Source organism: Candidatus Sulfotelmatobacter sp. (assembly GCA_035498555.1).
Classification (GTDB): Bacteria; Eisenbacteria; RBG-16-71-46; order RBG-16-71-46; family RBG-16-71-46; genus DATKAB01.
Map to the genome: position 1 here is coordinate 1 of DATKAB010000161.1, position 24466 is coordinate 24466.

Annotated in this window: 24 protein-coding genes; 22 read left to right on the plus strand and 2 right to left on the minus strand. The window is 68.5% G+C overall.

What is annotated here, in order from left to right; translation table 11 throughout:
• Positions 1–122 precede the first annotated feature (122 nt).
• The 22 genes from VMJ70_12915 to VMJ70_13020 all read left to right on the plus strand — a co-directional run bounded on the left by VMJ70_12915 (position 123) and on the right by VMJ70_13020 (position 21985).
• On the plus strand, positions 123–1604 hold the full coding sequence (locus VMJ70_12915; protein ID HTO92026.1) for an aldehyde dehydrogenase family protein: 1482 nt from the start codon (positions 123–125) through the stop codon (positions 1602–1604).
• Positions 1605–1647: 43 nt separating this feature from the next.
• Complete coding sequence (gene sucC, locus VMJ70_12920; protein ID HTO92027.1) at positions 1648–2811, plus strand: ADP-forming succinate--CoA ligase subunit beta; 1164 nt, start codon at positions 1648–1650, stop codon at positions 2809–2811.
• A complete protein-coding gene (gene sucD, locus VMJ70_12925) occupies positions 2808–3857 on the plus strand; it encodes a succinate--CoA ligase subunit alpha (protein HTO92028.1) in 1050 nt (349 codons plus the stop codon). The genes sucC and sucD overlap by 4 nt, the downstream gene beginning before the upstream one ends.
• A gap of 27 nt (positions 3858–3884) precedes the next feature.
• On the plus strand, positions 3885–4307 hold the full coding sequence (gene ndk / locus VMJ70_12930; GenBank protein ID HTO92029.1) for a nucleoside-diphosphate kinase: 423 nt from the start codon (positions 3885–3887) through the stop codon (positions 4305–4307).
• A 133-nt stretch (positions 4308–4440) separates the two neighbouring features.
• Positions 4441–4920, plus strand: coding sequence for a DUF177 domain-containing protein (locus VMJ70_12935; protein ID HTO92030.1), 480 nt, complete (start codon positions 4441–4443; stop codon positions 4918–4920).
• A gap of 240 nt (positions 4921–5160) precedes the next feature.
• A complete protein-coding gene (plsX, locus tag VMJ70_12940) occupies positions 5161–6183 on the plus strand; it encodes a phosphate acyltransferase PlsX (protein HTO92031.1) in 1023 nt (340 codons plus the stop codon).
• On the plus strand, positions 6167–7234 hold the full coding sequence (locus VMJ70_12945) for a beta-ketoacyl-ACP synthase III (protein HTO92032.1): 1068 nt from the start codon (positions 6167–6169) through the stop codon (positions 7232–7234). Before plsX ends, VMJ70_12945 begins: the two co-directional genes overlap by 17 nt.
• Positions 7231–8187 carry an ACP S-malonyltransferase gene (fabD, locus tag VMJ70_12950; GenBank protein ID HTO92033.1) on the plus strand — a complete coding sequence of 319 codons (957 nt, stop codon included), beginning with the start codon at positions 7231–7233 and terminating at the stop codon, positions 8185–8187. Before VMJ70_12945 ends, fabD begins: the two co-directional genes overlap by 4 nt.
• Before the next feature lie 3 nt (positions 8188–8190).
• Positions 8191–8973: a 3-oxoacyl-[acyl-carrier-protein] reductase gene (gene fabG / locus VMJ70_12955; GenBank protein HTO92034.1), complete on the plus strand. Its 783-nt coding sequence runs from the start codon at positions 8191–8193 to the stop codon at positions 8971–8973.
• 37 nt (positions 8974–9010) lie between these two features.
• Positions 9011–9259, plus strand: a complete 249-nt coding sequence (acpP, locus tag VMJ70_12960; GenBank protein ID HTO92035.1) for an acyl carrier protein — start codon at positions 9011–9013, stop codon at positions 9257–9259.
• A gap of 97 nt (positions 9260–9356) precedes the next feature.
• Positions 9357–10604 (plus strand): beta-ketoacyl-ACP synthase II, encoded by a 1248-nt coding sequence (gene fabF, locus VMJ70_12965; GenBank protein HTO92036.1) that lies wholly within the window; start codon positions 9357–9359, stop codon positions 10602–10604.
• Entirely contained in the window at positions 10487–12190 is a 1704-nt protein-coding gene (rnc, locus tag VMJ70_12970; GenBank protein HTO92037.1) for a ribonuclease III, read from the plus strand. The genes fabF and rnc overlap by 118 nt, the downstream gene beginning before the upstream one ends.
• A 51-nt stretch (positions 12191–12241) precedes the next feature.
• Positions 12242–13891, plus strand: coding sequence for a tetratricopeptide repeat protein (locus tag VMJ70_12975; GenBank protein ID HTO92038.1), 1650 nt, complete (start codon positions 12242–12244; stop codon positions 13889–13891).
• Between the two features lie 55 nt (positions 13892–13946).
• Positions 13947–14570, plus strand: a complete 624-nt coding sequence (locus VMJ70_12980) for a sigma-70 family RNA polymerase sigma factor (protein ID HTO92039.1) — start codon at positions 13947–13949, stop codon at positions 14568–14570.
• Entirely contained in the window at positions 14567–15181 is a 615-nt protein-coding gene (locus VMJ70_12985; GenBank protein ID HTO92040.1) for an anti-sigma factor, read from the plus strand. Before VMJ70_12980 ends, VMJ70_12985 begins: the two co-directional genes overlap by 4 nt.
• Positions 15182–15191: 10 nt before the next feature.
• On the plus strand, positions 15192–16421 hold the full coding sequence (locus tag VMJ70_12990; GenBank protein HTO92041.1) for a S1C family serine protease: 1230 nt from the start codon (positions 15192–15194) through the stop codon (positions 16419–16421).
• Positions 16418–17515 carry a 3-dehydroquinate synthase gene (gene aroB / locus VMJ70_12995; protein ID HTO92042.1) on the plus strand — a complete coding sequence of 366 codons (1098 nt, stop codon included), beginning with the start codon at positions 16418–16420 and terminating at the stop codon, positions 17513–17515. The genes VMJ70_12990 and aroB overlap by 4 nt, the downstream gene beginning before the upstream one ends.
• Positions 17516–17553: 38 nt before the next feature.
• Complete coding sequence (gene aroQ, locus VMJ70_13000) at positions 17554–18018, plus strand: type II 3-dehydroquinate dehydratase (protein HTO92043.1); 465 nt, start codon at positions 17554–17556, stop codon at positions 18016–18018.
• A gap of 55 nt (positions 18019–18073) precedes the next feature.
• Positions 18074–18583, plus strand: coding sequence for an acetyl-CoA carboxylase biotin carboxyl carrier protein (gene accB / locus VMJ70_13005; GenBank protein ID HTO92044.1), 510 nt, complete (start codon positions 18074–18076; stop codon positions 18581–18583).
• A 25-nt stretch (positions 18584–18608) separates the two neighbouring features.
• Positions 18609–19823, plus strand: coding sequence for a type IV pilus twitching motility protein PilT (locus VMJ70_13010; GenBank protein HTO92045.1), 1215 nt, complete (start codon positions 18609–18611; stop codon positions 19821–19823).
• Between the two features lie 7 nt (positions 19824–19830).
• Positions 19831–21195, plus strand: coding sequence for an acetyl-CoA carboxylase biotin carboxylase subunit (accC, locus tag VMJ70_13015; GenBank protein ID HTO92046.1), 1365 nt, complete (start codon positions 19831–19833; stop codon positions 21193–21195).
• 19 nt (positions 21196–21214) lie between these two features.
• Positions 21215–21985, plus strand: a complete 771-nt coding sequence (locus VMJ70_13020; protein HTO92047.1) for a 2-phosphosulfolactate phosphatase — start codon at positions 21215–21217, stop codon at positions 21983–21985.
• A 7-nt stretch (positions 21986–21992) separates the two neighbouring features.
• Here the strand turns inward: VMJ70_13020 and VMJ70_13025 are convergent, their stop codons facing one another.
• Positions 21993–23072 (minus strand): LptF/LptG family permease, encoded by a 1080-nt coding sequence (locus VMJ70_13025; protein ID HTO92048.1) that lies wholly within the window; start codon positions 23070–23072, stop codon positions 21993–21995.
• Complete coding sequence (locus tag VMJ70_13030; GenBank protein HTO92049.1) at positions 23069–24466, minus strand: LptF/LptG family permease; 1398 nt, start codon at positions 24464–24466, stop codon at positions 23069–23071. The genes VMJ70_13025 and VMJ70_13030 overlap by 4 nt, the downstream gene beginning before the upstream one ends.

The window sequence follows — 24466 nt, forward strand, 5'->3', positions numbered from 1 at the left end:
GCTTGCTTCCCCGCTTCGGTCGCCTTAGTCTCTCCCGTCCTTTTGCCGGGCGCATCTCGGATGGGCCTCCGCCCGCTCTCGAGTCCGCGTCGTTCCGGCCGCGCCCGGCACGGAGAGCCATCATGTCCAGCCTCTACCAGAATTTCATCGGTGGCCGGTGGGTCCCGGCCCGCTCGGGACGCACTTTCTTCAATCACAACCCGGCGACCGGCGAGATCCTCGGCGAGTATCCGGCCTCGAGCTCCGAAGACCTCGACGAGGCGGTGTTGGCGGCCGCGTCGGCCTATCGCAGCTGGCGCCTGACGCCCGCGCCCAAGCGCGCGGAGATCGTGTTCCGCGCCGGCGAGATCATTCGCGAGCGCAAGGAGGATCTGGCGCGCGCGATGACGCGCGAAATGGGGAAGGTCCTGGCCGAGACTCGCGGCGACGTGCAGGAGGGCATCGACATGGCCTACCTCGCCGGCGGCGAGGGTCGGCGCATGTACGGGGTCACCACCCCCAGCGAGATGCCCAACAAGTGGGCAATGTCGGTGCGCTGCCCGGTGGGAGTGGCCGGCGTGATCACGCCCTGGAATTTCCCATTCGCGATTCCGTCCTGGAAGCTGATGCCGGCGCTGGTCGCCGGCAACACCGCGGTCTTCAAGCCGGCCGGCGACACCCCGGAAATGGCCTGGCACTTCACCCGCATCTTCGAAGAAGCCGGGCTCCCGCCGGGGGTGCTGAACCTGGTGTTCGGCTCGGGCGCGCAGGTCGGACAGCCGATGGTCGAGCATCCGCGCGTCCAGGTGATCTCGTTCACCGGCTCGACCGAGGTCGGACTGGGCATCAACGCCACCGCCGGCAAGCTCGGCAAACGCGTGTCGCTCGAGATGGGCGGCAAGAACGCGGTCATCGTGATGGACGACGCCCAGCTCGATCTCGCGGTCGAGGCGATTCTGTGGAGCGCCTACGGCACCACCGGCCAGCGCTGCACCGCCTGCAGTCGAGTCATGGTGCACGCTCAAGTTCACGACGAGCTGGCGCGCCGGCTGGCCGAGCGTGCGCGCGCCCTCAAGCTCGGTGACGGGCTCGAGCCCGAGACCCAGATGGGCCCGCTGGTCAACGAGTCGCAGGTGAAGACGGTCGAGAAGTACGTCGCGATCGGCCGGAACGAGGGCCAGCTGGTGGCGGGTGGAGCGCGCGCCACCGACGGCGCGCTCGCGCGCGGGCACTTCTTTCAGCCCACCCTGTTCGCCGACGTCAAGTCCACCGCGCGCGTCGCCACCGAGGAGATCTTCGGCCCGGTGCTGGCGTTGGTGAAGATCCAGTCGCTGGAAGAGGCGGTCGCGATCAACAACGCCTCGGCCTATGGACTCTCGTCTTCGATCTTCACCCAGGACGTGAATCGCGCCTTCGCCGCGATGCGCGATCTCGACACCGGCATCGTCTACGTCAACCACGGCACCACCGGCGCCGAGACGCATCTTCCTTTCGGGGGAACCCGGGGCACCGGCAACGGCCATCGCGAGGCGGGACACACCATGCTCGACCCGTTCACGGAGTGGAAGAGCGTGTACGTGGATTTCAGCGGGCGCCTGCAGCGCGCGCAGATCGACAACAACTGAGCCTCGCGCGCCGACCGCGGCGCGAACGCTCGACGGAGCCTTCATGAACCTTCATGAATACCAGGCCAAGGAGCTGTTCGCGCGCTTCGGCCTGCCGGTGACCCCGGGTCAGGTGGCGGCGACACCGGAGGAGGCGCGCGACGTCGCCGCCTCGATCGGCGGCACCGTCGTGATCAAGGCTCAGGTGCAGGTGGGTGGCCGCGGCAAGGCCGGGGGCGTCAGGCTCGCGCACACCCCTGAAGACGCCTTCGAGAAGGCGCGCGACATCCTGGCGCTCACCATCAAGGGCTTCCCGGTGCGCAAGGTGCTGGTCGCCCAGGCCGCCGAGATCCAGAAGGAGTACTACCTCTCGATCGTGATCGACCGCCAGCGCAAGCTGCCGCTCATCATCCTGTCGTCGGAGGGCGGCGTCGACATCGAGGAGGTGGCGCGCACCCATCCGGATCGCATCCTGCGCCAGCCGATCGGCATGGAAGGCCTGCGCGTCTATCAGGCGCGCGCGCTGATGAAGCACGTGTTCCCGAACTGGCCGCAGGTGCAGCAGGCCGCCGACGTGCTCATGAAGCTCTATCGCGTCTTCACCGAGGGCGATTGCTCGCTGGCCGAGATCAACCCGCTGGCGGTGACGCCCGAGGGCAAGGTGCTGGCGCTCGACGCCAAGGTGTCGCTGGACGACAACGCCGACTTCCGGCATCGCGAATGGGAGACATGGCGCGATTCGGGTGACGAGACCGCGGCGGCCCGACTGGCGCGCGAGAAGGGCCTCTCGTACGTCAAGCTCGACGGCGACATCGGCTGCGTGGTGAACGGTGCAGGGCTGGCGATGGCGACCATGGACCTCATCAAGTACTACGGCGGCGAGCCCGCCAACTTCCTCGACATCGGCGGCTCGTCCAATCCCGAGAAGGTCACCGCCGCACTCAAGATCATCACCACCGACAGCGGCCGCGATGCCAGCGGGCGTTCGCGCATTCGCGCCATCCTGTTCAACATCTTCGGCGGCATCACGCGCTGCGACGACGTCGCCAACGGCATCGTGAAATCGCTGAGGGAGTCGCCGCTCGAGATTCCGCTGGTGATCCGGCTCACCGGCACCAACGAGGAAAAGGCGCGCGAGATCCTCAAGGAGTTCGGGCTCAGTGCCACCACCAAGATGGACGAGGCGGTGCAAATGGTGGTGGCCCGCGCCCAGGAGGTGACGGTGTGAGCATCCTGATCGACAAGAACACGCGACTGATCGTTCAGGGCATCACCGGCCGCGACGGTGCGTTCCACACCGAGCAGATGCTGAAGTACGGCACGCGGGTGGTGGCGGGCGTGACGCCTGGCAAGGGCGGCGAGACCGTGCACGGCGTGCCGGTATTCGACAGCGTGGCCGAGGCGATGGAGGCGACGCGAGCCAACACCTCGGTGATCTACGTGCCGGCGCCGTTCGCCGCCGACGCGATCCACGAGGCCGCGGACGCCGGCGTGTCGCTGATCGTATGCATCACCGAGGGCGTGCCGGTGCGCGACACGCTCGCCGCGTATCACAAGGTGCTGGCGTTGCGCGGCGCGTCGAATCCGCTGGGCCGCCCGCGGCTGGTGGGGCCCAATTGCCCGGGGCTCATCACGCCCGGCCAGAGCAAGGTCGGTATCCTGCCCGGACAGATCGTGAAACCCGGCCCGGTCGGGGTGGTGTCGAAGAGCGGCACGCTCACCTACGAGGTGGTGAAGCAGCTCAGCGACCGGGGTCTCGGTCAGACCACCTGCCTCGGAGTCGGCGGCGATCCGGTGATCGGCACCCACTTCATCGACGCGCTGACCATGTTCGAGGCCGACGGCAAGACCGAAGGCATCGTGCTCATGGGCGAGATCGGCGGCAGTGACGAGGAGGAGGCCGCGCAGTTCATCAAGCGCCACCTCAGCAAGCCGGTGGTGGCGTTCGTCGCCGGTCAGACCGCGCCGCCCGGCAAGCGCATGGGCCACGCCGGCGCGATCATCTCGGGAGGCACCGGCACCGCCGCCGAGAAGATCGCGGCATTCGAGGCCGCGGGCGTGCCGGTGGCGCGCATTCCCTCCGAGATTCCCGAGCTGATGGCCGAGCAGCTCGAGCGCCGGCGTTCCCGCTCGCGCGCCAACTCGAAGAACGGCTCTCGCAATGGAAACCGCGAGATGAAGAGGGCTCGCGGCGCCGCTCCCGGCCGCACTCGCCGAAAGAAGACTTCCGCCAGCCGCCGAGGCGGCAAGCCCGCCCGGGGCACCCGCCGCTAACCCATCACTCACTTCCAGGAGATCCGCTTGGCCATCGAACGCACCCTGTTCATCGTCAAACCCGACGCCACCCGCCGCAATCTGACCGGCAAGATTCTCGCGCACGTCGAGGGGAAGGGCTTCCGCATCGTCGAAGCGCGCTTCACCCAGCTGACCCGCGAGCAGTGCCAGGAGTTCTACGCCGAGCACGTCGGCAAGCCGTTTTACGCCGAGCTGGTGGACTTCATGACCTCGGGCCCGGTGATGGTCTGCTGCCTCGAGCGCGACAACGCCGTCGCCGAGCTGCGCGATGTGATCGGCGCGACCGATCCCGCGCAGGCGGCACCCGGCACCATCCGCAAGCTCTACGCCGAGAGCAAGGGCCGAAACTCGGTTCACGCCTCCGACAGCCCGGCCAGCGCGGAGCGCGAGGTCAAGCTGTTCTTCGGAGTCGCGGCACTCGCGCGGTAGGCCCGGCGTGGAAGGCGCCTCCCGGCTCGCTGCCCGCGCGTGCAGTCGCGCACCTCAGGCTGGACGGCGTTTGGCGCGCTGTGCTAGCGTGCCGCGTCTTTAGGGTCGTGCCCCTCGGCCGGTCCAAGACACCATGGATGCGTTTACCCTCGATCTCGCAACGCTTCCGGCCGGAGCGAGCCAGGTGGTGGTCGAGGCCCGACCCGATCAGGTCGGGCTCGAGGCCGGGGCTTGGGCCGGGAAGGTGTGGGGCCGTCTTCGCGTCGAGAAGAGCGGGGAACAGGTCTCGGTCCGGGGCGAACTCGAGGCCGTGACGCACCTGGAGTGCGTGGGCTGTCTCGAGCCGTTCGACATGCCGCTTCGCGTCCCGTTCCAGGTCTTCGCCGAACGGCCCAGCGGCCGCCACGCGGGGCTCGACGAGGCGCTGGAGCGGGACGACTACATGATGTTTCACGATGGGCGGCGGCTGGATTTGCGCGAGCAGGTGCGCGAGACGCTGCTGCTCGAGGTGCCCATGACACCGCGGTGCCGCCCCGATTGTCGGGGTCTGTGTGCGCGGTGCGGGGCGAATCTAAATCTGGGTCCATGCGGGTGCGCGCCGCCGGCCGTTTGAGCGGCGGCGACGCGCGACCGTAGGAAGGAGTCGGGTCACATGGCGGTTCCCAAGCGACGTCATTCGAGCACGCGCGGCCGCAAACGGCGCACGCACTGGAAGCTCAAGCGCCCCGGCCTCAATACGTGCAGCCACTGTGGAAGCCCCCGTCAACCCCATCGGATCTGCCCCAGCTGCGGATTCTACGACGGGGAAGAGATCGTTCTGCCTCGCGAAGACTAGGCGCTCGAGTACGCCCTGATGCCCTCGATCCCGCAGATCGGGATTGACGCGATGGGGGGAGACTACGGCCCTTCGGTCGTGGTCGAAGGCGTGGCGCTCGCCGCCCGAGAAATGCCGGGCCGCTTCCAGGTCACGCTGGTGGGCGACGAGGCCGAGATCACGCCGCTCCTCGAACGCGCCCATCTCGGAGAGCTCCCGGTCAAGGTGGTGCATGCCGCCGAAAAGGTCGAAATGGCCGATAAGGCGGCGATGGCCGCCCGTCGCAGCGGCTCCTCCCTCGGCGTCCTGACCCAGCTCCACAAGGATGGACAAGTCGACGCCATCTTCAGTGCCGGCAACACCGGCGCGGTGGTCGCGACCGCGCTGCTCGGGCTGGGACGGCTGGAATCGGTCTCGCGGCCCGCGCTCACTGCGTTCTTCCCGAATCCCGCGGGCGGCACGGTGGTGCTCGATGTCGGGGCCAACGCCGAATGCAAACCCTCCTACCTGGTGCAATTCGCGCACATGGGATCGGTATACGCGCGCTATCTTCACGGGCGGGAGAACCCTCGGGTCGGGTTGCTCTCGATTGGAGAGGAGGAGAGCAAGGGCAACGCGCTGGTGTTCGAAACCCAGCCGCTCATGCGGCGCGCCCGGCATCTCAACTTCATCGGCAACGTGGAGGGGCGGGATCTGTTCAAAGACACCTGCGACGTGGTGGTCACGGATGGCTTCACCGGCAACGTGGTGTTGAAGACCGCCGAGAGCCTGGCGGGACTGCTCACCCACATGGTGCGTGCTGAAGTCGAACGCGATCCGCTCGCCAGATTCGGTGCGCTGTTCATGGCTCGGGCGCTGCGCCGCCTGCGGTCCGAAATCGACTGGGAAGAGTTCGGGGCCGCGCCGCTGCTCGGCGTGGATGGCGTATGTTTCATCGGTCATGGCAGCAGTCGCGCCAGGGCTTTCCGCAGCGCGATTCGAACCATGGTTCGATTCGTGGAACAGAAGGTGAACGAGCACATTCGCGAGGAGATCCAAGCGGATCATGACAGCGCGGCCTGAGGCGATTCGCGGCGTCACCATCACCGGAACCGGCATGTACGTGCCGGATCGAGTGCTGACCAACTTCGATCTCGAGAAGATGGTGGACACCTCGGATCAGTGGATTCGTGAGCGGACCGGCATCGAGGAGCGCCGGATCGCGCGCCCCGATCAGGCGGCCTCGGATCTGGCCGTGATCGCCGCTCAGCGCGCGCTGGAGAGCGCCGGGATCACCAGCCAGGAAGTCGACCAGATCATCGTCGTCACCACCACGCCCGATCGCTTCCTGCCATCGTGCGCGTGCACCGTGCAGGCCAGGCTCGGCTGCAAGCATGCCGCCGCCTACGACGTGTCCGCGGCGTGCACCGGATTCATCTACGGCCTGGCGCTCGGGCGCGGCCTGATCGGCACCGGGCTGGCCGAGAACGTTCTGCTGATCGGCGTCGAGGTGCTGTCACGCATCGTGGACTACACCGATCGCAACACCTGCGTGCTGTTCGGAGATGGCGCCGGAGCGGTGGTGTTGCGGCCGTGCGCGCCTGGCGACGGCGTGCTCTCGATCTCGATAAGGAGCGACGGCGACCTTGGAGAAATCCTCGAGATCCCGGCCGGTGGCTCGAGGATGCCTTCCAGCGCCGAAACCCTCGCGGCCCACGGCCAGTACATCAAGATGAAGGGCAAGGAGCTGTTCAGGGTGGCGGTGCGCGCCATGGACGAGAGCACGCGCGAGGCCATGAGTGAGGCCGGACTCACCGCCGCCGACATCGATCTGCTCATCCCGCACCAGGCCAACCTCCGCATCATCGACGCGGTGCGCGAGCGGCTCGGCGTTTCGCCTGACAAGGTGTTGGTCAACATCCAGCGGTACGGCAACACCTCGTCGGCCTCGATCCCCATCAGCCTCGACGAAGCGCTGCGCGGCGGCCGGATCAAGGTCGGCGATCGGATCGGCTTCGTGGCCTTCGGGGGCGGCGTGACCTGGGGGGCTTCGATCATGAAGTGGACGCAACCGGCTCCGATCGCTTCCGCCCGCGAGGTCGCGGTGGCGAGCGCGCGCGAAGGGGCGGCGTGAGACTCGCCTTCCTCTTCCCGGGGCAGGGGTCGCAGGCGGTGGGCATGGGCCGCGCCCTGGCCGAGGCCTACCCCGCGGCGCGAGAAACCTTCGCGATTGCCGACGCGGTGCTCGGCGAGGGCTTCTCGAAGCTGTGCTGGGAGGGCCCCGAGGAGGAGTTGCGCAAGACCATCCATGCGCAGCCCGCGCTGCTCACGCACAGCATCGCGGCTCATCGATTGTTGAGCGCTGCGGGAGTCCAGCCCGATCGGGTCGCGGGCCACAGCCTCGGCGAGTATTCGGCGCTGGTTGCCGCCGGCTCACTGTGCTTCGAGCACGCGCTCCGGCTGGTGAGGCGCCGTGGCGAGCTCATGTATCAGGCCGGGCTCGATCGGCCGGGCGCGATGGCGGCCATTCTCGGCCTGTCGCTCGCCGACGTGGACGCCGCCTGCCGCGAGGCGGTTTCGGCCGGCGTCGCGGTCCCGGCCAACCTCAACGCTCCCGGGCAGATCGTGATCTCGGGCGACCCGGCCGCGGTGGACGCCGCCTGCGAGCACGCCAGGGCGCGCGGCGCACGCCGCGCGATCCGGCTCGAGGTGAGCGGCGCGTTCCATTCGCCGCTGATGGGCCCGGCCGCCGAGGGGCTGGCGCGAGCCATCGACGAAACGCCGGTCGAGGCGGCGCGCGTGCCGGTGATCGCCAACGTGTCGGCGCAGCCGGTTCAGAAGCCGGACGAGATCCGGGCCGCGCTCAAGGCGCAGCTGCTCGGCGCGGTGCGCTGGGAAGAGACCATGCGCGGCATGTTGATCTCCGGCGTGGAAGGCTTCCTCGAGGTGGGAACCGGCAAGGTCCTGCGCGGGCTGCTGCGCACGCTCGACAAGCAGGCGGCATCCTGGAATGTCGAGGATCCCGAGAGCCTCAACGGAACTCTCGATGCGCTCGGCGTCGGTCGCGTCGGCGCGGCCGGAGCCTGAGCCATGACCCAGACGGCGGGAGCGGTGACGGGTTCCGAATCCAGGGAGCTGGCGGGTCAGGTCGCGTTCGTGACCGGGGGCGCGACCGGCATCGGGCTCGCGATCAGCACGGCGCTGGCCGCCCGCGGCGCGGCGGTGGCGATCTTCAATCGCAACGAGGACAAGGCGCGTGCCGCGGTCGCGGCAGTGCGCGAGGCGGGCGGTCGCGCCGATGCGTTTCCGGCCGACGTGGCCGACACGCGCTCGATCGAGGCGGCATTCGGCGCGGCGCTCGAGTCGCTGGGCCGCGTGGACGTGCTGGTCAACAACGCCGGCGTCACCCGGGACGGAGTGTTCCTGCGCATGACCGACGCGCAGTGGGAGGAAGTGATCAACACCAATCTGGCGGGAGCGTTCCGCTGCACGCGCGCGGTGGTGCGCTCGATGATGAAGGCGCGCAGCGGCCGCATCCTGAACATCTCGTCGGTGGTGGGCTTGATCGGGAATGCCGGCCAGGCCAACTACGCCGCCTCGAAGGCCGGCCTGCTGGGTCTGACGCGCGCTCTGGCGCGCGAGTTGTCGAGCCGCAACATCACGGTGAACGCGGTCTGTCCGGGCTACATCGAGACCGACATGACCGCGAACCTGCCCGAGGCGGCGCGCACGGCGCTGCTCGCCCAGATTCCGCTGGGCAGGCTCGGCCGCCCCGAGGAGGTGGCCGAACTGGTGGCGTTCCTGGCCTCACCCCGTGCCGCCTACATCACCGGACAGGTGTTCACGGTGGACGGCGGCATGGTCATGTCGTGAATTCGAAACGGATCCATAACCACAGGAGGTGAGCAACGTGGCAGCTTTCAGCGAAGACCGGGTGAAGGAGATCATCGCCAAGGAACTCGAGGTGGACGCCAAGCAGTTGTCGCCCGAGGCCAAGTTCATCGAGGACCTGGGCGCCGACTCGCTCGACATCGTCGAACTGGTGATGGCTCTCGAAGAGGAATTCGGCATCGATATTCCCGACGAGGACGCGGACAAGCTCCGGACGGTGGGCGACGCGCTGAACTACCTCAAGACTCAGACCGCCGGGAAGGCCTGAGCGTTGGCGAAGGCGCGCGCCAAAGGCCGGGAGAGTGGCCGGGCGCGCGCGACGCGCCGCTGTCGTTTCGCCGTCAAACTCATTGATCGAGGTGCCGATGTCGGAAACAGGATCCCGGGTGTTCGTGACCGGGGCGGGAGTCATTTCGCCGATCGGGAACGACATGGAGCGATTCTGGAGCGAGCTGATCGCCGGGAAGTCGGGCGCGGGCCCGATCACGCGGTTCGATACCAGCGCCTACGAGACGCGCTTCGCCTGCGAGGTGAAGGACTTCTCGGTGGAGCCGGTGCTCGATCGCAAGGAGGCGAAGCGCATGGATCGCTTCGTCCAGTTCGCGGTCATGGCCAGCCACGAAGCGCTCGAGCGCTCCGGAATCGACCGGTCGAAGGTGAATCTCGATCGATTCGGAGTCCTGATCGGCTCCGGGATCGGCGGCATGGAGACCTTCGAGTCGCAACATCGCGCCCTGCTCGAGAAGGGACCGGGACGCGTCAGCCCGTTTTTCATTCCGATGATGATTTCCGACATGGCCGCCGGACAGGTCTCGATTCAATTCGGCCTGCGCGGTCCGAATTTCTGCACGGTGTCCGCGTGCGCCTCCGGGGCGCACGCGATCGGCGAAGCCCTGAGACTGTTGCGCGCAGGGGACGCCGACATGATGCTCGCGGGTGGTGCCGAAGCCACGATCACGCCCATGGCGGTGGCGGGTTTCGGCAACATGCGAGCGCTTTCCACGCGCAACGACGAACCCCAACGCGCGAGCCGTCCCTGGGACCAGGATCGGGACGGATTCGTGGTCGGTGAAGGCGCGGGCGTGCTGATTCTCGAAACCGAGGAACACGCACGGCGTCGCGGCGCATCGATCCTCTGCGAGCTTGTCGGCTACGGGGCCTCCGGAGACGCCTACCACATGACCGCTCCCAGCGAAGATGGGAACGGCGCGGCGCGCGCGATGAGGCGCGCGCTGCAGGATGGCGGCATGTCGCCCAACGAGGTCCAGTACATCAACGCCCACGGCACCTCCACGCCGGCAGGCGACCCCATCGAGGTCGCCGCGGTGAAGGACGTGTTCGGCGAACATGCGCGCCGGCTGATGATGAGCTCGACCAAGTCCATGACCGGGCACCTGCTGGGTGCGGCCGGCGGACTCGAGGCGGTCGTGACCGCACTGACCATCACGCGGGGGATCGTGCCACCCACCATCAATCTGGAGAAGCCGGATCCCAAATGCGATCTCGATTTCGTTCCCCAACAGGCCCGAACGATTCCAGTGAAGGCCGCAATCTCGAACTCGTTCGGGTTCGGAGGACACAACGTGACGCTGGCGATGAGAGCCGCGAGCTGAAAGGACGACCGCGCCGCCGAGGCGGCCGCGGTCGCTCGCGCTCGCGCCGTCCCTCGCCGCCGCCACCCCCACCGGCCGGCCTGCTCGGCTGGATCAAGCGGCTGTTCGGCGGCGAACCTCAACCGGCGCCGGGCGCCAGCCGTTCACAACAGGAAGTCCGCACGCTCGAGGAATTCCAGCGGCACTTCCAACTTCAATTCGCGAATCTCGATCTGCTCAAGCTGGCCCTGACCCACCGTTCCTACCTGAGCGTGACCGGGCAGGGGCCGCGCGCCTCCAACGAGCGCCTCGAATTCCTCGGCGACTCGGTGCTCGGGCTGGTGACCAGCGAATTCCTGTACCGGCTCCACCCCGACGAGCACGAGGGCGAGCTCACCAAGAACAAGTCGCTGCTGGTCTCGAAGGCGATTCTCTCGCGGCGCGCGCTGGCCATGGGCCTCGGCCGGTTCGTGCTGATGAGCCACTCGGAAGTGGAATCGGGCGGCCGCCAGCGCCTCTCGATCCTCGCCGACGCGTTCGAGGCGGTGATCGGAGCGATCTATTTCGATCAGGGATTCGAGGCGGCGCGCGAGTTCATCCATCGCTGGTTGCTGCGCGAGGCCGGCGAGATCGTGGCCGACAAGCGTCACACCAACTACAAGAGTCACCTGCAGGAGTACGTGCAGAGCACCTGGCGCACGCATCCCGTCTATCGCATTCGCAGCGAGATGGGCCCCGATCACTCGAAGCACTTCCTGGTCGAGGTGATGGTCGGCAAGCGCAATCTCGGGGAAGGGCGCGGGCGCAACAAGAAGGAGGCCGAACAGGCCGCGGCCCGTGACGCCCTCGAAAGAGCCGGGGCCCCGCGCGATGCGGGGAGGGCGACCCGACCCGAACGCGACACCGAGCGGCGCCGGCCCTCCGCTGAGCTCCGGCGCGAAGTCGAAGAGCGCGGGGGCGCGAGGACCACGCCCACGGAAGGGGCCTACCCGAGCCCGCCCGCCGCGGCGCCCGATCTGGCCGAGGACGGGGAGCTCGAGTCCGACGAGCTATCGGGAGCTCGCCGCCGTCGCCGTGGCCGCCGGGGTGGTCGCGGCCGCCGTCGCGGGGAAGGCGTCACGCCCGCCCCGGGCGCGGCCGAAGCGCCGGTCGAGACGGAGAGCGGACGGCTGGCCACGCCGAGTCGCCGGCTGCCCTCGATCGAGCCGGCCGAGTCCGAGGCGGAGACCGAAGAGCGACCCGAGATCGAGCCGCCCCCGCGCTTCGAATACGACGATGAGCACGAAGAGGTGGGCCGACCCGAGGGGCCCGACCACGTGTTCCACGTCGAGCCCTCGGGGTTCGAAGGATCCTCCACGAGCCCGGCCGAGCCGCTTCGGGAGTTCGAGGCCGAGGAGGAACGGCACGAGGTGGCACCCGAACCCGAGCCGGAGCCCGAGCTCGAAATCGAGGAGCGGCCGGTCCGCGTGAGCGGGGACGAGCCACGGCGCGAGGCGGAGCACGGACCGGAATCCGTCGAGCCAACCCGCGAGCGTGCTCCGGCGGGGCCCGCCAGGTCTGCCTCGCAACCCTCGCGAAGCTTCGGCCGGCGGCGCGGTCGCAGGTGAATCGGTGGACGCGATCACCGACCACTCGGGGCCGCATGCTAGGCTCATGACATGATTCTCGGCATCCTTCTGCTGGCGCTGGCCGCCGCGCCGGTTTCCACCCGCGATTCGACCTCCTATCCGAGCGCCGAGGCGCTCCAGCGCTACACGCAGGGCCGCCTGCTCGAAGAAGAGGGCGACATCGACGGCGCGCTCGGCGAGTACTACCACGTGCTCACCAGCGATCCGCGTTCGCTCGAGGCGATGCGTCGGATCAGTGACTTGTGCGCCCAGCGAGGGGATCTCAACCGATCGCTTGAGTTCGCCGAGCGCGCGCTGGTGGTGGCGCCCAACGACGCTCGCTCGCTCTGGCTCAAGGGCTCTGCGCTATTCAATCTGGGTCGATCGACCGAGGCGCTGGCCTCCCTTCAGAAGTGCGTCGCCGCCGACTCGGAGCAGGCCGAGTACTGGCGCACGCTGGGCCGTGTCGCCGAGCGAGAGAATCGCCTCGATCTCGTGGAGCACGCTTACGAGGAAACCGTCGACCTCGAAGACGGCGACGCCGAGGCCTGGTTCCAGCTGGCCGGCGCGCGCGCCCGGCTCGGCGACTTCGCCGGCGCGGATTCGGCGCTCGCCCAGTCGAAGGACTTGAACCCGCTCCGGCCGGGAACCGACTTCCTGCAGGCCTGGATCGACGAGGGGCTGGGCAACGACGACAGCGCGATCGAGATGTACAAGCACCACCTCTCGGTGCACCCGGACGACACCGCGACGCGCCAGCGCCTGGTGTCGCTGCTCGCCGGTCGCCAGCGCTGGGACGAGGCCTATCGCGAGGCGAAGCGGGTGCGCGAGGCGCGGCCTTCCGACCCGGAGGCGCTCGAGACCGAGGCGGATCTGGCCTTTCACGCCGGCCAGCCACAGGCCGGCGAGGAACGGCTGCGCGCGCTGCGCGCGCTCGACTCCAACGATCCTCAATGGGTGTGGCGTTCGGCGGTCGTGCTGTCCCGGCACCAGCGCGCGGCCGAAGGCGTGAGGCTGGCCGGGGACTGGGAGAAGGCCCACCCCGGCGACTGGCGCGGCCCCATGCTCCTCGCACGGGCCGAATCACTCAACAATGACTTCGACCGGGCGCTGGCCCACGCTCGCGAGGCAGTCTCGCTCGCCCCCGACTCCCTGGCCGCACGGGTGCTGCTCGGGAGGGTCTCGCAGCAGGCCAAGCACTGGAGCGAGGCCGCCGAGGTCTGGGAGAAATTGCGCCAGGAGCACCCCGATCAGCCGGGGATCCTGCTCGATCTGGCCTTCTGCAAGGAGCAGATGGGGGATGTGGACGGGAGCGTCGCCGTGGCCCGGCAGGCCCTGTCCATGGCCCCGAGCCAGCCCGACGTGCTCAACTTCCTCGGCTACCTGCTCGCCGACCACAACCGGGATCTGGCCGAGGCCAGCGAGCTGATCCAGAAGGCCGTGGCCCAGGAGCCCGATAACGGGGCCTTCATCGACTCGCTGGGGTGGGTCTACTACCGGCTGGGAAGGCTCAAGGAGGCCCGGGAGCAGCTCGAGCGGGCGGTCCGGCTCACCGGCGGGGACCCGGTGGTGCGGGAGCACCTGGGGGACGTCTACCGGGACCTGAAGCTGCCCGAACTGGCCCGCGAGCAGTACCGGAAGAGCCTGGCTTCCGACAGCACCAACCAGCGGGTCCGTTCCAAATTGGAGGCCACCCGCTAGTTCCCCGGGAACCGGCCCGGCCGGCCAGGGGTAACACCTCCGGGTGAGAGTGCACGTGGCGCCTGATCGCGATCCGGTTCCTCCTCCCATTGTCCGCCTCTCGGACGAAGACCTGATGGCCCGGGTCTCCGAGGACGAGGAGCGGGCATTCACGGAGCTGGTCCGGCGCTTTCAAGGCCGCGTGATCAATCTCATCAGCAGGGTCCTGAACGACCGGGAGAGCGCGGACGACCTCGCGCAGGAAGTCTTCGTCCGGGTTTACGTGCACCGGCGAAACTACCGGCGAGGCTCGAAGTTCTCCACCTGGCTGTTCACGATCGCGGCGAACCTGGCCAAGAACGAGATCCGGCGACGGGTCCGCAAACGGCACTGGTTCAGCCTCGACGCCCTGCAGGATCTGCTCAAGGACAGCGCGCCGATTCTCGCCGACCCGACGGAGGGTTCGGAGCGCTCGATGGAACGCGAGCAGCTGCAGGAGGCGATGGCGCGCGCGATCGGCACCGTCCCTGAGAAGTACCGACTGGCCGTGGTTTTGAGAGATCTCGAAGGACTTCCGTACGAGGAGATCGCACAAGTGCTCGGCATCCCCGGCGGGACGGTGCGTTCGCGCATCAACCGGGCCCGGACCATGCTGAAGCGCAAGCTCCAACCGCTACTGCGCGACGAAGGCGACTCATGAACTGCACCCATGCCCGCAGGTTGTTCGCAGCCTTCTGGGACGACGAAACGACGCAAGCCGAGCGCGAATGGCTCGAGGGACACTTCGCCTCCTGCCCGGCGTGCCGGCGCGACTACGAGCAGTACGCCCGAACCCTCGAGCTGCTGGGATCGCTCCCGCGCATCGAGGCCTCACCCGATCTGGCCGAGCGCGCCCTGCAACGGGCGAGACGGTCGGAGACCGCTCCCGACCGACTCCCACAGCTCCGCCCGCAGTGGGTGCCGATCACGGCCGGAGCGGCTGCCGTGCTGCTGCTCACGCTGACGGTGCTGGGGCCGTGGCTGTCCGGCTCGCGCTCCCCACGGGTTGCCCAGCGTGCCCCCGTCGGTCAGTCGGTGACGGAGCCGGTCCTGGTCCATTCGCCGGCGGCCCCGTCGCACGGGGCGGCCCGTGCGATCGATTCGCGTCTGCCGGCCAATCTCGCCGCCAACGCGCCGCTGCCCGACAGCCTGTTCGACCATTCGGCCGACGTGGAATTCATCCTCGATCCGGTGACGCTCCATCGCGGGCGTGCCTCGGTGACTCACTCCTCCGGCGCCACTCAGGGCGAGAGGGCGGTCATCACTTTCTAGGAGTACCGGGATGAGATTCGCCGGAGCCGGGCCGCGGGACCAGCGCTACAGGGCGCTCGCCCTGGTCTCGCTCGTGGCGTTGCTGTGCTCCGCGACGCCTGCCTTTCCCCAGTCCGACCTCTCGGCGCTCCAGACCGACGTCGCGTCGATGTCGAAGCGGGTGCGCGGCTCGGTGGTCGTGGTGGTCTCGCTCAGCAACGAAGAGCATCGCGATCATCGGACCGGGAGAACCGTCTCGGGAGTTCACACCCGCGTCGGCTCGGGGGTCGCGGTCGAGGAGAGCGCGATCCTCACCACCGCCAGCGTTGTGCTGCGAGCCGACCGGGTGGTGGTGCGCACCGCCAACGGCCTGCAGCTCGACGCGAGCATCGCCGGCGTGGATCCGGTGTTCAACGTCGCGCTGTTGCGTGTGCCCGGGGTCCGCCTGCCCGTCCTGCACCTCGCGACCGAACGGCCCCCTCAAATCGGCGACTGGGTTCTGACGGAGGGCGCCTCCTACCGCTTCCAGCTCACCGAATCGGTGGGCACGATCAACGCGTTCTACAGCGAGCCGCGCCTTTCGCTGCTCCAGCTCTCGAACACGGTGTCGCCCGGCAACAGCGGCGGCGCGGCCGTCAATGCCCGCGGCGAGCTGATCGGCATCGTTCAGGGCGAGCTCGGCTCGCCCGATATCGGCGCCACTTCCGACGGCGAGCGCCGCCCGACCGGCATGAGCTTCGTGCTGCCGGTCGAGACCCTGTCGCGCGTCTACGACGCGCTGCGCCGCGACGGCCGCGTGCGCCACGGCTATCTCGGCGTCACCACCAGCGGCGCGTCGGTGCCGAGCGAGACCGAGCGCGGAAGCCAGGTGCCGATCGGCGCCCTGGTCGAGAGCGTGATTCCCGGTGGCCCGGCGGCGAAGCTCGGATTGCAGCGCGGCGATCTGATCGTCGGATTCGATGGCGAGCGCGTCGAGTATCCCGGCCAGCTGGCGCGATGGGTGGCCGCCACCCCGCCGGGAACCGCGGTGGGCCTGGTGTGGGTCCGCCAGGACCTGCAGAAGGTCGGAAGCGCGTTGCTCGGCGAATCGCCCGACGTGGCACCGAGCTGGGCGCTCACCGCATCCGCTGCCGCGACGTCGTCGGCGCGTTCCAACTCCACCTCCCCGGATCGCATCTCGGATCTCGAGCGCCAGATTCAGGAGCTCAACCGGCAGCTCGAGCAGCTCAAGGGTCAGAGTCAAGCTCCGCGCCGCGAGTGAAAGAGTTCGGACTTCTCTATCCGGGAGCTTCGTCGCGCACTCGGGTCCGGTTCGACTCCGGCGGTCTCGCGCGCGTCGGAGCATTCGCCCGCCGGATCACCGGCGCGCGACGCGCGCTGCTCGTCACCGACACGCGGGTGGGCGCGCTCTACGGCCGCGCGACACGCTCCTCGCTGCGTCGCGCCGGGATCGAGGTCGCCTCGTTCGCCATTCCGGCCGGGGAGCGTTCGAAGAACGCGGATCAGCTCGAGCGACTCTGGCGTGAGCTCGCCAGGCTCGAGTTCAGCCGCGCGGACCTGGTGGTGGCGCTCGGTGGTGGCGTGGTCGGTGACCTCGCGGGATTCGCCGCGGCCAGCTGGTTGCGCGGCGTGCCGTGGATCGCCGTTCCCACCACGCTGCTCGCCCAGGTGGACAGCGGCGTCGGCGGCAAGACCGCCATCGACCTCCCGGAAGGCAAGAACCTGGTCGGCGCTTTCCACCAGCCGGCCGGAGTGCTGATCGACGCCGCGACGCTTGGCACCCTTCCGGCGCGGCAGCTTCGCGCGGGACTCGCCGAGGTCGTGAAGATGGGATTCGCAGTCGACGCCCGGTTGTTTCGATGGTGCGAAGCGCACCGTTCGGCGCTGGCGGGCGCCGAGCCCGCCGCCCTGGCCCGTGCCGGAGAGCTCGCGGTTCGGGCCAAGGCGCGCATCGTGCTCGCCGACGAGCGCGAGGCCGGGGCGCGGACCGCGCTCAACTTCGGCCACACGCTCGGCCACGCGATCGAGGCCGCGCTGGGATATCGAAGACTTCTCCACGGCGAGGCGATCGCACTGGGCATGCGGGTGGCCGCGCGGCTCTCGGTGCGCGAGGTCGGGCTGCCCGATGCGGATCGCGCCCGACTCGAAGCGTTGCTCGACGCGCTGGCGCTCCCGAGCCGGCTGCCGCCGCTTCGAATCTCGCGGCTCGAACGCGCGATGCGCGTCGACAAGAAAAGACGCGGTCGGGAAGTGCGCTGGGTATTGACGCCCCGATTGGGCTTTGCTAGCGTCCCGCGTTCAATTGAGGGCCGTCGGGTGAAGGCGGCCCTGAAGGAAGCCGGCGCCGGGAATTGAGGCGCCGGGCACCGTCAGGCGGAGGCCATGGAGGCCCGATGCGACGCATCCTGGTCCTGCACGGCCCCAACCTTCAGGCGCTCGGGACGCGTGAGCCCGAGGTGTACGGCGCCGCGACTCTCGACCAGATCGACGCGGGGCTGCGCCAGCTGGGAAGTCAGCTCGGTTGCGAGGTCGAATCCCTTCAGAGCAACCACGAGGGTGTGCTGATCGACGCGATCTACTTAAGCCTGCCCGCGCTCGCCGGGCGTTCCTTCGACGGCATCGTCCTGAACCCCGGCGGCCTCACACACACCAGCGTCGCGCTGCGCGACGCGGTGGCGGCGTGCGCGGTCCCGGTGGTCGAAGTCCATCTCTCGAACCCGCAGGCGCGCGAGAGCTTCCGCCGCCAATCGCTGACCGCCGGAAAAGCGGTGGGAGTGGTGCAGGGATTCGGCGCCGACAGCTACTCGCTGGCGCTTCGCGCTCTCGCCGGGGTCCTCGACCGTGCCGCGATCGCGTAGGCCCGTCGCTGCGCGCCCGCGCAAGGAAGCGAAGCGCTCCGGGGCCGCGCGCGACGTGAAGTCCGCCTCGGCGGGCGCCGATAACTCCGGCGGTGCGCCGTCCGGAAGGGTGCCGCTCGCGGACATCCGCCAGCTCATCCGTCTGGTTCAGCGCACCGGCATCGGCGAGCTCGAGGTCACCTCCGGCGGGCGCACCATTCGCATTTCGGCGGCAGGCGTGATGCGGCAGGCGCCGTCACCGGGGGAGGCCTTCGCGGCCGCGCCGACGCCGTCGGCACGATCGTCCTCGGACGCGAAGGCGGCCGAGACGGCGGTTGCCGACAAATCGGTGGCGATCACCTCTCCGATGGTGGGGACGTTCTATCGCGCGCCGGCGCCGGACGCCGATCCGTACGTCGAGGTGGGCGACATGGTCGAGGTGGGGCAGACGGTGTGCATCGTCGAGGCCATGAAGCTGATGAACGAGATCGAATCGGAAGTGCGCGGGCGGGTGGTCCAGATTCTGGTCGAGAACAGCCATCCGGTGGAGTTCGGTCAGAAGCTCTTCTTGATCGAGCCGGCCTGAACGACGCCGTGGGCGAAGGAGCGCCATGAACATCCGCACCGTGCTCGATAAGATGATCGCCGCGCGAGCGAGCGACCTTCATCTCAAGGCGGGAACCCCGCCCGTGGTGCGCGTCGACGGCGTGCTCTACACGCTCGACGAGCCGCCGCCCAGCGCCACCGAGCTGCGCGAGGTGAGCAACCAGCTGCTCAACGAGGAGCAGCGCCTCTACTTCTCGACCCACAGCGAGATCGACTTCGCCTTCGGCGTGTCGGGGCTCGCCCGGTTCCGCGCCAACATCTTCATGCAGCGCGGCACCCCGGCGCTCGCCCTCCGGCACGTGCCGGTCGAGGTGCCGAGCATCGACGATCTCACGCTGCCTCCGGTGGTGCGCGAGCTGGCGTTCTCGCCGCGCGGACTGATCCTGGTGACCGGGCGTACCGGCTCGGGCAAGTCCACCACGCTCGCGGCGATGATCGATTCGATCAACAAGGTGACTTCGCGCAACGTGATCACCGTCGAGGACCCCATCGAGTTCCTTCACCGGGACCGGCTCTCGTACATCCACCAGCGCGAGGTCGGGCTGGACACCCGCTCGTTCCACGACGGCCTCAAGTACGTGCTGCGCCAGGACCCCGACATCATCCTGGTCGGCGAAATCCGCGACCTCGACACCATGAGCACCGCGCTGATGGCGGCCGACACCGGCCACCTGGTGCTGTCGACGCTGCACACCACCGACGTCATGCAGACCATCCAGCGCATCATCTCGTTCTATCCACCGCACCAGCACGACGAAGTGCGCCTCTCGATCGCCACCAACCTGCGCGCCGTCATCTCGCAGCGACTGATTCCGAGGAAAGACGGCGCAGGTCGCGTGCCCTCGGCCGAGATCATGGTCTCCACGCCCACGGTGCGCGAATACATCATGGACCAGGAAAAGACGCCGTTGCTCCGCCAGGTGGTGGCGGAGGGAGTGACTCAGTACGGCATGCAGACTTTCGATCAGTCGATCCTCAGCTTGCTGCGCGATGGCGTGATCTCCGAGGAGGAGGCCCTGCGGAACAGCTCCAACCCCAACGAACTGAGTCTCAAGCTCAAGGGAATCTCGGCGACCTCGGACCGCACCTGGCAGGCGGTGGATGCCGCGGAAGAGAGCGGCGGTGGCTTCGGGGCGAGCATGGGGGGCTCGGCGCCCGTCGGCTCGCAGCCGCCCGGGCAGACCGGTGGAGGCAATCGTCCCGGCTGGATGAGCCAGTAGGAGGAGGATGTTCCGCAAGGTCCTGGTGGCCAATCGTGGCGAAATCGCATTGCGGATCATCCGCGCGTGCCGCGAGCTCAACATCGCCACCGTGGCGGTGTTCAGCGAAGCCGACCGGGACAGCCTGCACGTCCGACTCGCCGACGAGTCGGTGTGCATCGGCCCGCCGCCCCCCGCCCAGTCCTACAACTACATCGCGCGACTGATCTCCGCCGCGGAAGTGACCGGCGTGGACGCCATCCACCCCGGCTACGGTTTCCTGTCCGAGAACGCCCATTTCGCCGAGGTTTGTGCCTCGTGCGGGTTCCGCTTCATCGGCCCGACCCCCGAGATGATCCGCAAGATGGGCGACAAGGCGGTCGCGCGGCGGACCATGAAGGACGCCGGGCTCCCGGTGGTTCCCGGCAGCGAAGGCGTGCTGGACGACGCCGACTCGGCGCTCGAGCTGGCCCGGCAGATCGGATTTCCGGTCATCATCAAGGCGGCGGCCGGCGGCGGCGGTCGCGGCATGCGCGTGGCTCACGACGAGAAACAATTGCGCGCCGGGTTTGGCATCGCCCAGGCCGAGGCCGGCGCAGCCTTCAACAACAGCGCGGTCTATCTCGAGAAATACATCGGCCGGCCGCGCCATATCGAGTTCCAGCTGTTCGGCGACACCCACGGCACCCTGGTTCATCTCGGCGAGCGTGAATGCTCGGTGCAGCGCAATCACCAGAAGCTCATCGAGGAATCGCCGAGTCCATTCCTGAGTTCGGAGCAGCGGCGCAAGGTGGGCTCGATGGCGGTGCGGGGCGCGCAATCCATCGGCTATGTGAACGCCGGCACCATGGAATTCCTGTTCGATCAGGACGGCTCGTTCTACTTCATGGAAATGAACACGCGCATTCAGGTGGAGCATCCGGTGACCGAGGAGGTCACCAAGCTCGACCTGGTGAAGGAGCAGATCCTGGTGGCGGCGGGAGAGAAGCTCTCGTTCACTCAGGAGCAGATCGAGTGGACCGGCCACGCCATCGAGTGCCGCATCAATGCCGAGGATTTCGAGCACGGTTTCCGGCCGAGCCCCGGCAAGATCACCTACTTCTACAAGCCCGGCGGCCCGGGCCTGCGGGTGGACAGCCACGTCTACGCCGGCTACTCGGTTCCTCCCTATTACGACTCGATGATCGGCAAGCTGATCGCCTACGGCAAGGACCGGCGCGAAGCGCTTCGGCGCATGGAGATCGCCCTCGAGGAAATGATCGTCGAGGGCATCAAGACCACGATTCCCTTCCACCTGATCGCACTGCGCGACGAGCGGTTCCGGCGCGGCGACCTCGACACCCACTTCGTCGAGAAGCTGCTCGCGAATCGCGAGCCGGTCGCCGCCCGCTGAAGCGGGCGAAGGGCCGGACGTGAAGCGCGTGCGGGTCGTGCTCGCCGCCCCGGCGGCGGCCGACGTCGAGGCCCGGCGAGACTCGCGCGATTATCTGCACCTGCCGCTCGAGCGGAGCGTTGGCGCGGTTGCCCCCGGTCCGGCGCCCGGCCGCGGCGCGGTCGCGGTCGCGATCGACGTGCTGCGCGCCACCACTTCGCTCTCGGTGGCGTTCTCGAACGGCGCGGCGCGCGTGCTCCCGGCCGGCACCGTCGCGGAAGGATTCCGGCTCCGCGACCAGCATCCGGGCGCGCTGCTGTGCGGCGAGCGAGAAGGAAAGAAAGTGCCCGGCTTCGATCTCGGCAACTCGCCGTTCGAGTACTCGCGCGAGGTCGTCGCGGGCAGGACTCTGCTGTTCGCTTCCACCAACGGTTCGCAGGCGCTGCGCCATGCGGTGGGCGCCGATCGCCGCCTGCTCGCCGCGTTCGTCAACGTGACCGCGACCGCCGAGCGGCTGGCGAACGCGGAAGAAGTGTGGCTGGTGGCGGCCGGCAAGCTGGGGCGCTTTGCGCTCGAAGACGCGGCATGCGCGGGCTGGCTGATGCGTTCGCTGCGAGCGCGCGGATTCGACGCCGCCGGTCCCGGGGCGCGAATCGCGGAGGCGCTGGCGCCGCCGGATGCGGCCGCGGTGCGCGCGCTGCTCGAAGGTTGCTCGCACGGCCGTTACCTGCGCTCCCTTGGCGCCGGTTTCGCCCGCGACGTGGAATTCTGCGCCCGGGTGGACGCGATCGGCTCGGCGTTCGAGGTGTAGCGACCGCCTAGCGCTGCTGCGCCTGCCAGAGCATGACGGCGCCTGCGCCGCCGAACACCAGATTCCCCGACCACGCCGCCAGGTAGGGGGGCAGCGCACCGTTGTGCCCGAACGCCTGGCCCATCCGCACGAAGGCGTAGTAGGCGATCGCGATCGCGATCGACAGGCCGAAGCCGAGCGCGGTGCTCTGCGAGCGCAGGCGGGTCGCGACCGAGGCGCCGATCATGATCACGATCAGGTTGACCAGCGGCAGGGCCAGCTTGAGGTGCAGATCGACGAGATGGCCGGCCACGCGCGCCCCGCTCGCGCGGAGACGCTCGACGTAGTTGCGCAGCTCAGCGTAGCTCATCTCGTCGGGATTGCGGGTTTCGCGGGCGAAATCCTCGGGCCGCTCGCGAATCCCGCCCACCGTCATGCGATCGAAGGGGCGTGCCTGCTCCTGCCCGCCCACGAAGGTGCGCACCACGCCCGAGCTGAAGGTCCAGCCGCTGCCGTTCCAGCTCGCCTCGTCGGCGTCGATGCGGCGCACCAGCGCGCCGTTGTGGAATTCCTGCAGCGAGACCTCGTGCATGCGGCGCTCCTTGATCAGGTAGAGCCGCATGATGTAGATCCGCCCGCCCTCGCCGAGATAGGTGACGTCGGCGCGCTCGGTCGGCTGCTCGGTGCGAACGCGCTCGATCTGCTCGTGGAGCACCTCGTCACGCACCCGGTTCGCGCCCGGCACGATCAGCTCGTCGATCAGGAACGCCCCGAGCGTCACCAGCACCGACAGCGCCATGATCGGGCGCAGGATGCGGAGCAGCGAGAGGCCGGCGGCGCGCATCGCGGCCAGCTCGCCGAACTTGTTCAGCTGGCCGAGCGCGAGAAAGGTGGCCAGTAGCATCGCAATCGGCAGGATCTGGACGATGGTCTGCGGGGCCTGGAGCAGCAGGTAGCGCGCCACGGTCTGGGGCGGCGCGTGCTGGTCGAGGAAGACGTCGATGCGCTGGAACAGCTCGACCACCAGCAGGATGACCACGAAGCCGGTGACGCCGAGCGCCAGATAACCGGAGAATTCGCGCAGCAGGTAGCGATCGAGAATCTTCACGCCGCGGCGCTCCGGGGCGCCAGCCGGGCCCGCGGCTGCGCCGACGATCGCATCGTCGGCCACGGCAGATCGCAGGCCTTCCAGGTGGCGATGATTCCCCAGAGTCCGAGCACCAGATTCGGAAGCCACATCGACAGCCACGGCGCGATCAGCAGCCGGTCCGCCAGCTCTTCGCCGCCAACCAGACACATGTAATAGAACAGGAACAGCGGCACCGACAGGAACGCGACCGCCGGACCGGTGCGCCGCACCCTCATGCCGAGCGGCGCGCCGAGCAGCACGAACACCACGCAGGCGGTCGGCAGCGAGAACTTCTTGTGGATCTCGACCGACAGGCCGGCAATGCGCTTGAGCAGCGCCTCCCGTTCCAGTCTCCACATGTCGAACTCGGCGCGCACCACCGGCGAGTTCCGCGCGACATCCTCGAACTCCTGCCGGTGGAGGATCACGCGCGCCAGCCAGCCCGTCAGCCGGGCGGGCCACGGCTGGCGCTCGGGAGTCAGCGCGGCGAGGTCCGCCTGACTGGCGCCGAGCCCGCGAAGTCGCAGCCGGCGATCGAACACCGCGTCCCGGTACTGACGCGTGATGCTGTCACGCACGGCGATCAGCTCCTTCGCGCTCATCTCGCGATCGGTGCGCGAATCGCGCACCGTGCGCTCGAGGAACGCGCCGGCTCCGGGAATATTGATGGTGTGGGTCTTGAACACCAGACGGCGATAGTGACGCGCGCCCTCCTCGTCGGGGGGAATGTCGTGGATCTCGCCGTCCTTCAGTTCCAGCACCGCGGTGTGGCCGTCGGGCGAGTAGGAGAGCATGCCTTTCTTGGCGAAGATCGTGGTCGGAGGTCCGCCGGCGCGCAGCTGGTAGATCGTCACGCCGCTCATCTCGTTGGTTCGGCCGTTCACCGACTGGACCAGCAGGTTGTAGCCCGGGAAATCGGTGATGAACACCCCCTCCTGCAGCTTGACCGTGGGCCGCATGCGGCCGATATCCACCATGAGGTTGAAAAATGCATGGTTGGCGTCGGGCAGCACGTGGTTGTTGAACAGCGTCATCAGGATGGCCAGGACTACCGAAGCCCCGAGCGGGGCGACCAGGGCCTGGGCCACGTTCACTCCGCCGGCCCTCATGGCGGTGATCTCGTTGTCCTGCGAGAGCCGCCCGAAGGTCATGAGGACCGCCACCAGGACCGCGCAGGGCAACGACATGGCCAGCACGAAGCCCAGGGAGAGCACGAAGATCTGGCCGACGACCAGTACCGGGACCCCCCGGTTGACGATCAGGTCCATGTACTGGATCAGGGCGTCCATCTCGAGGATGAAGGTGACGACCCCGAAGCCGAGAAGAAAGGGAACCAGGTGCTGCCGGAGAATGTAGGAACGAAGGATACCCAC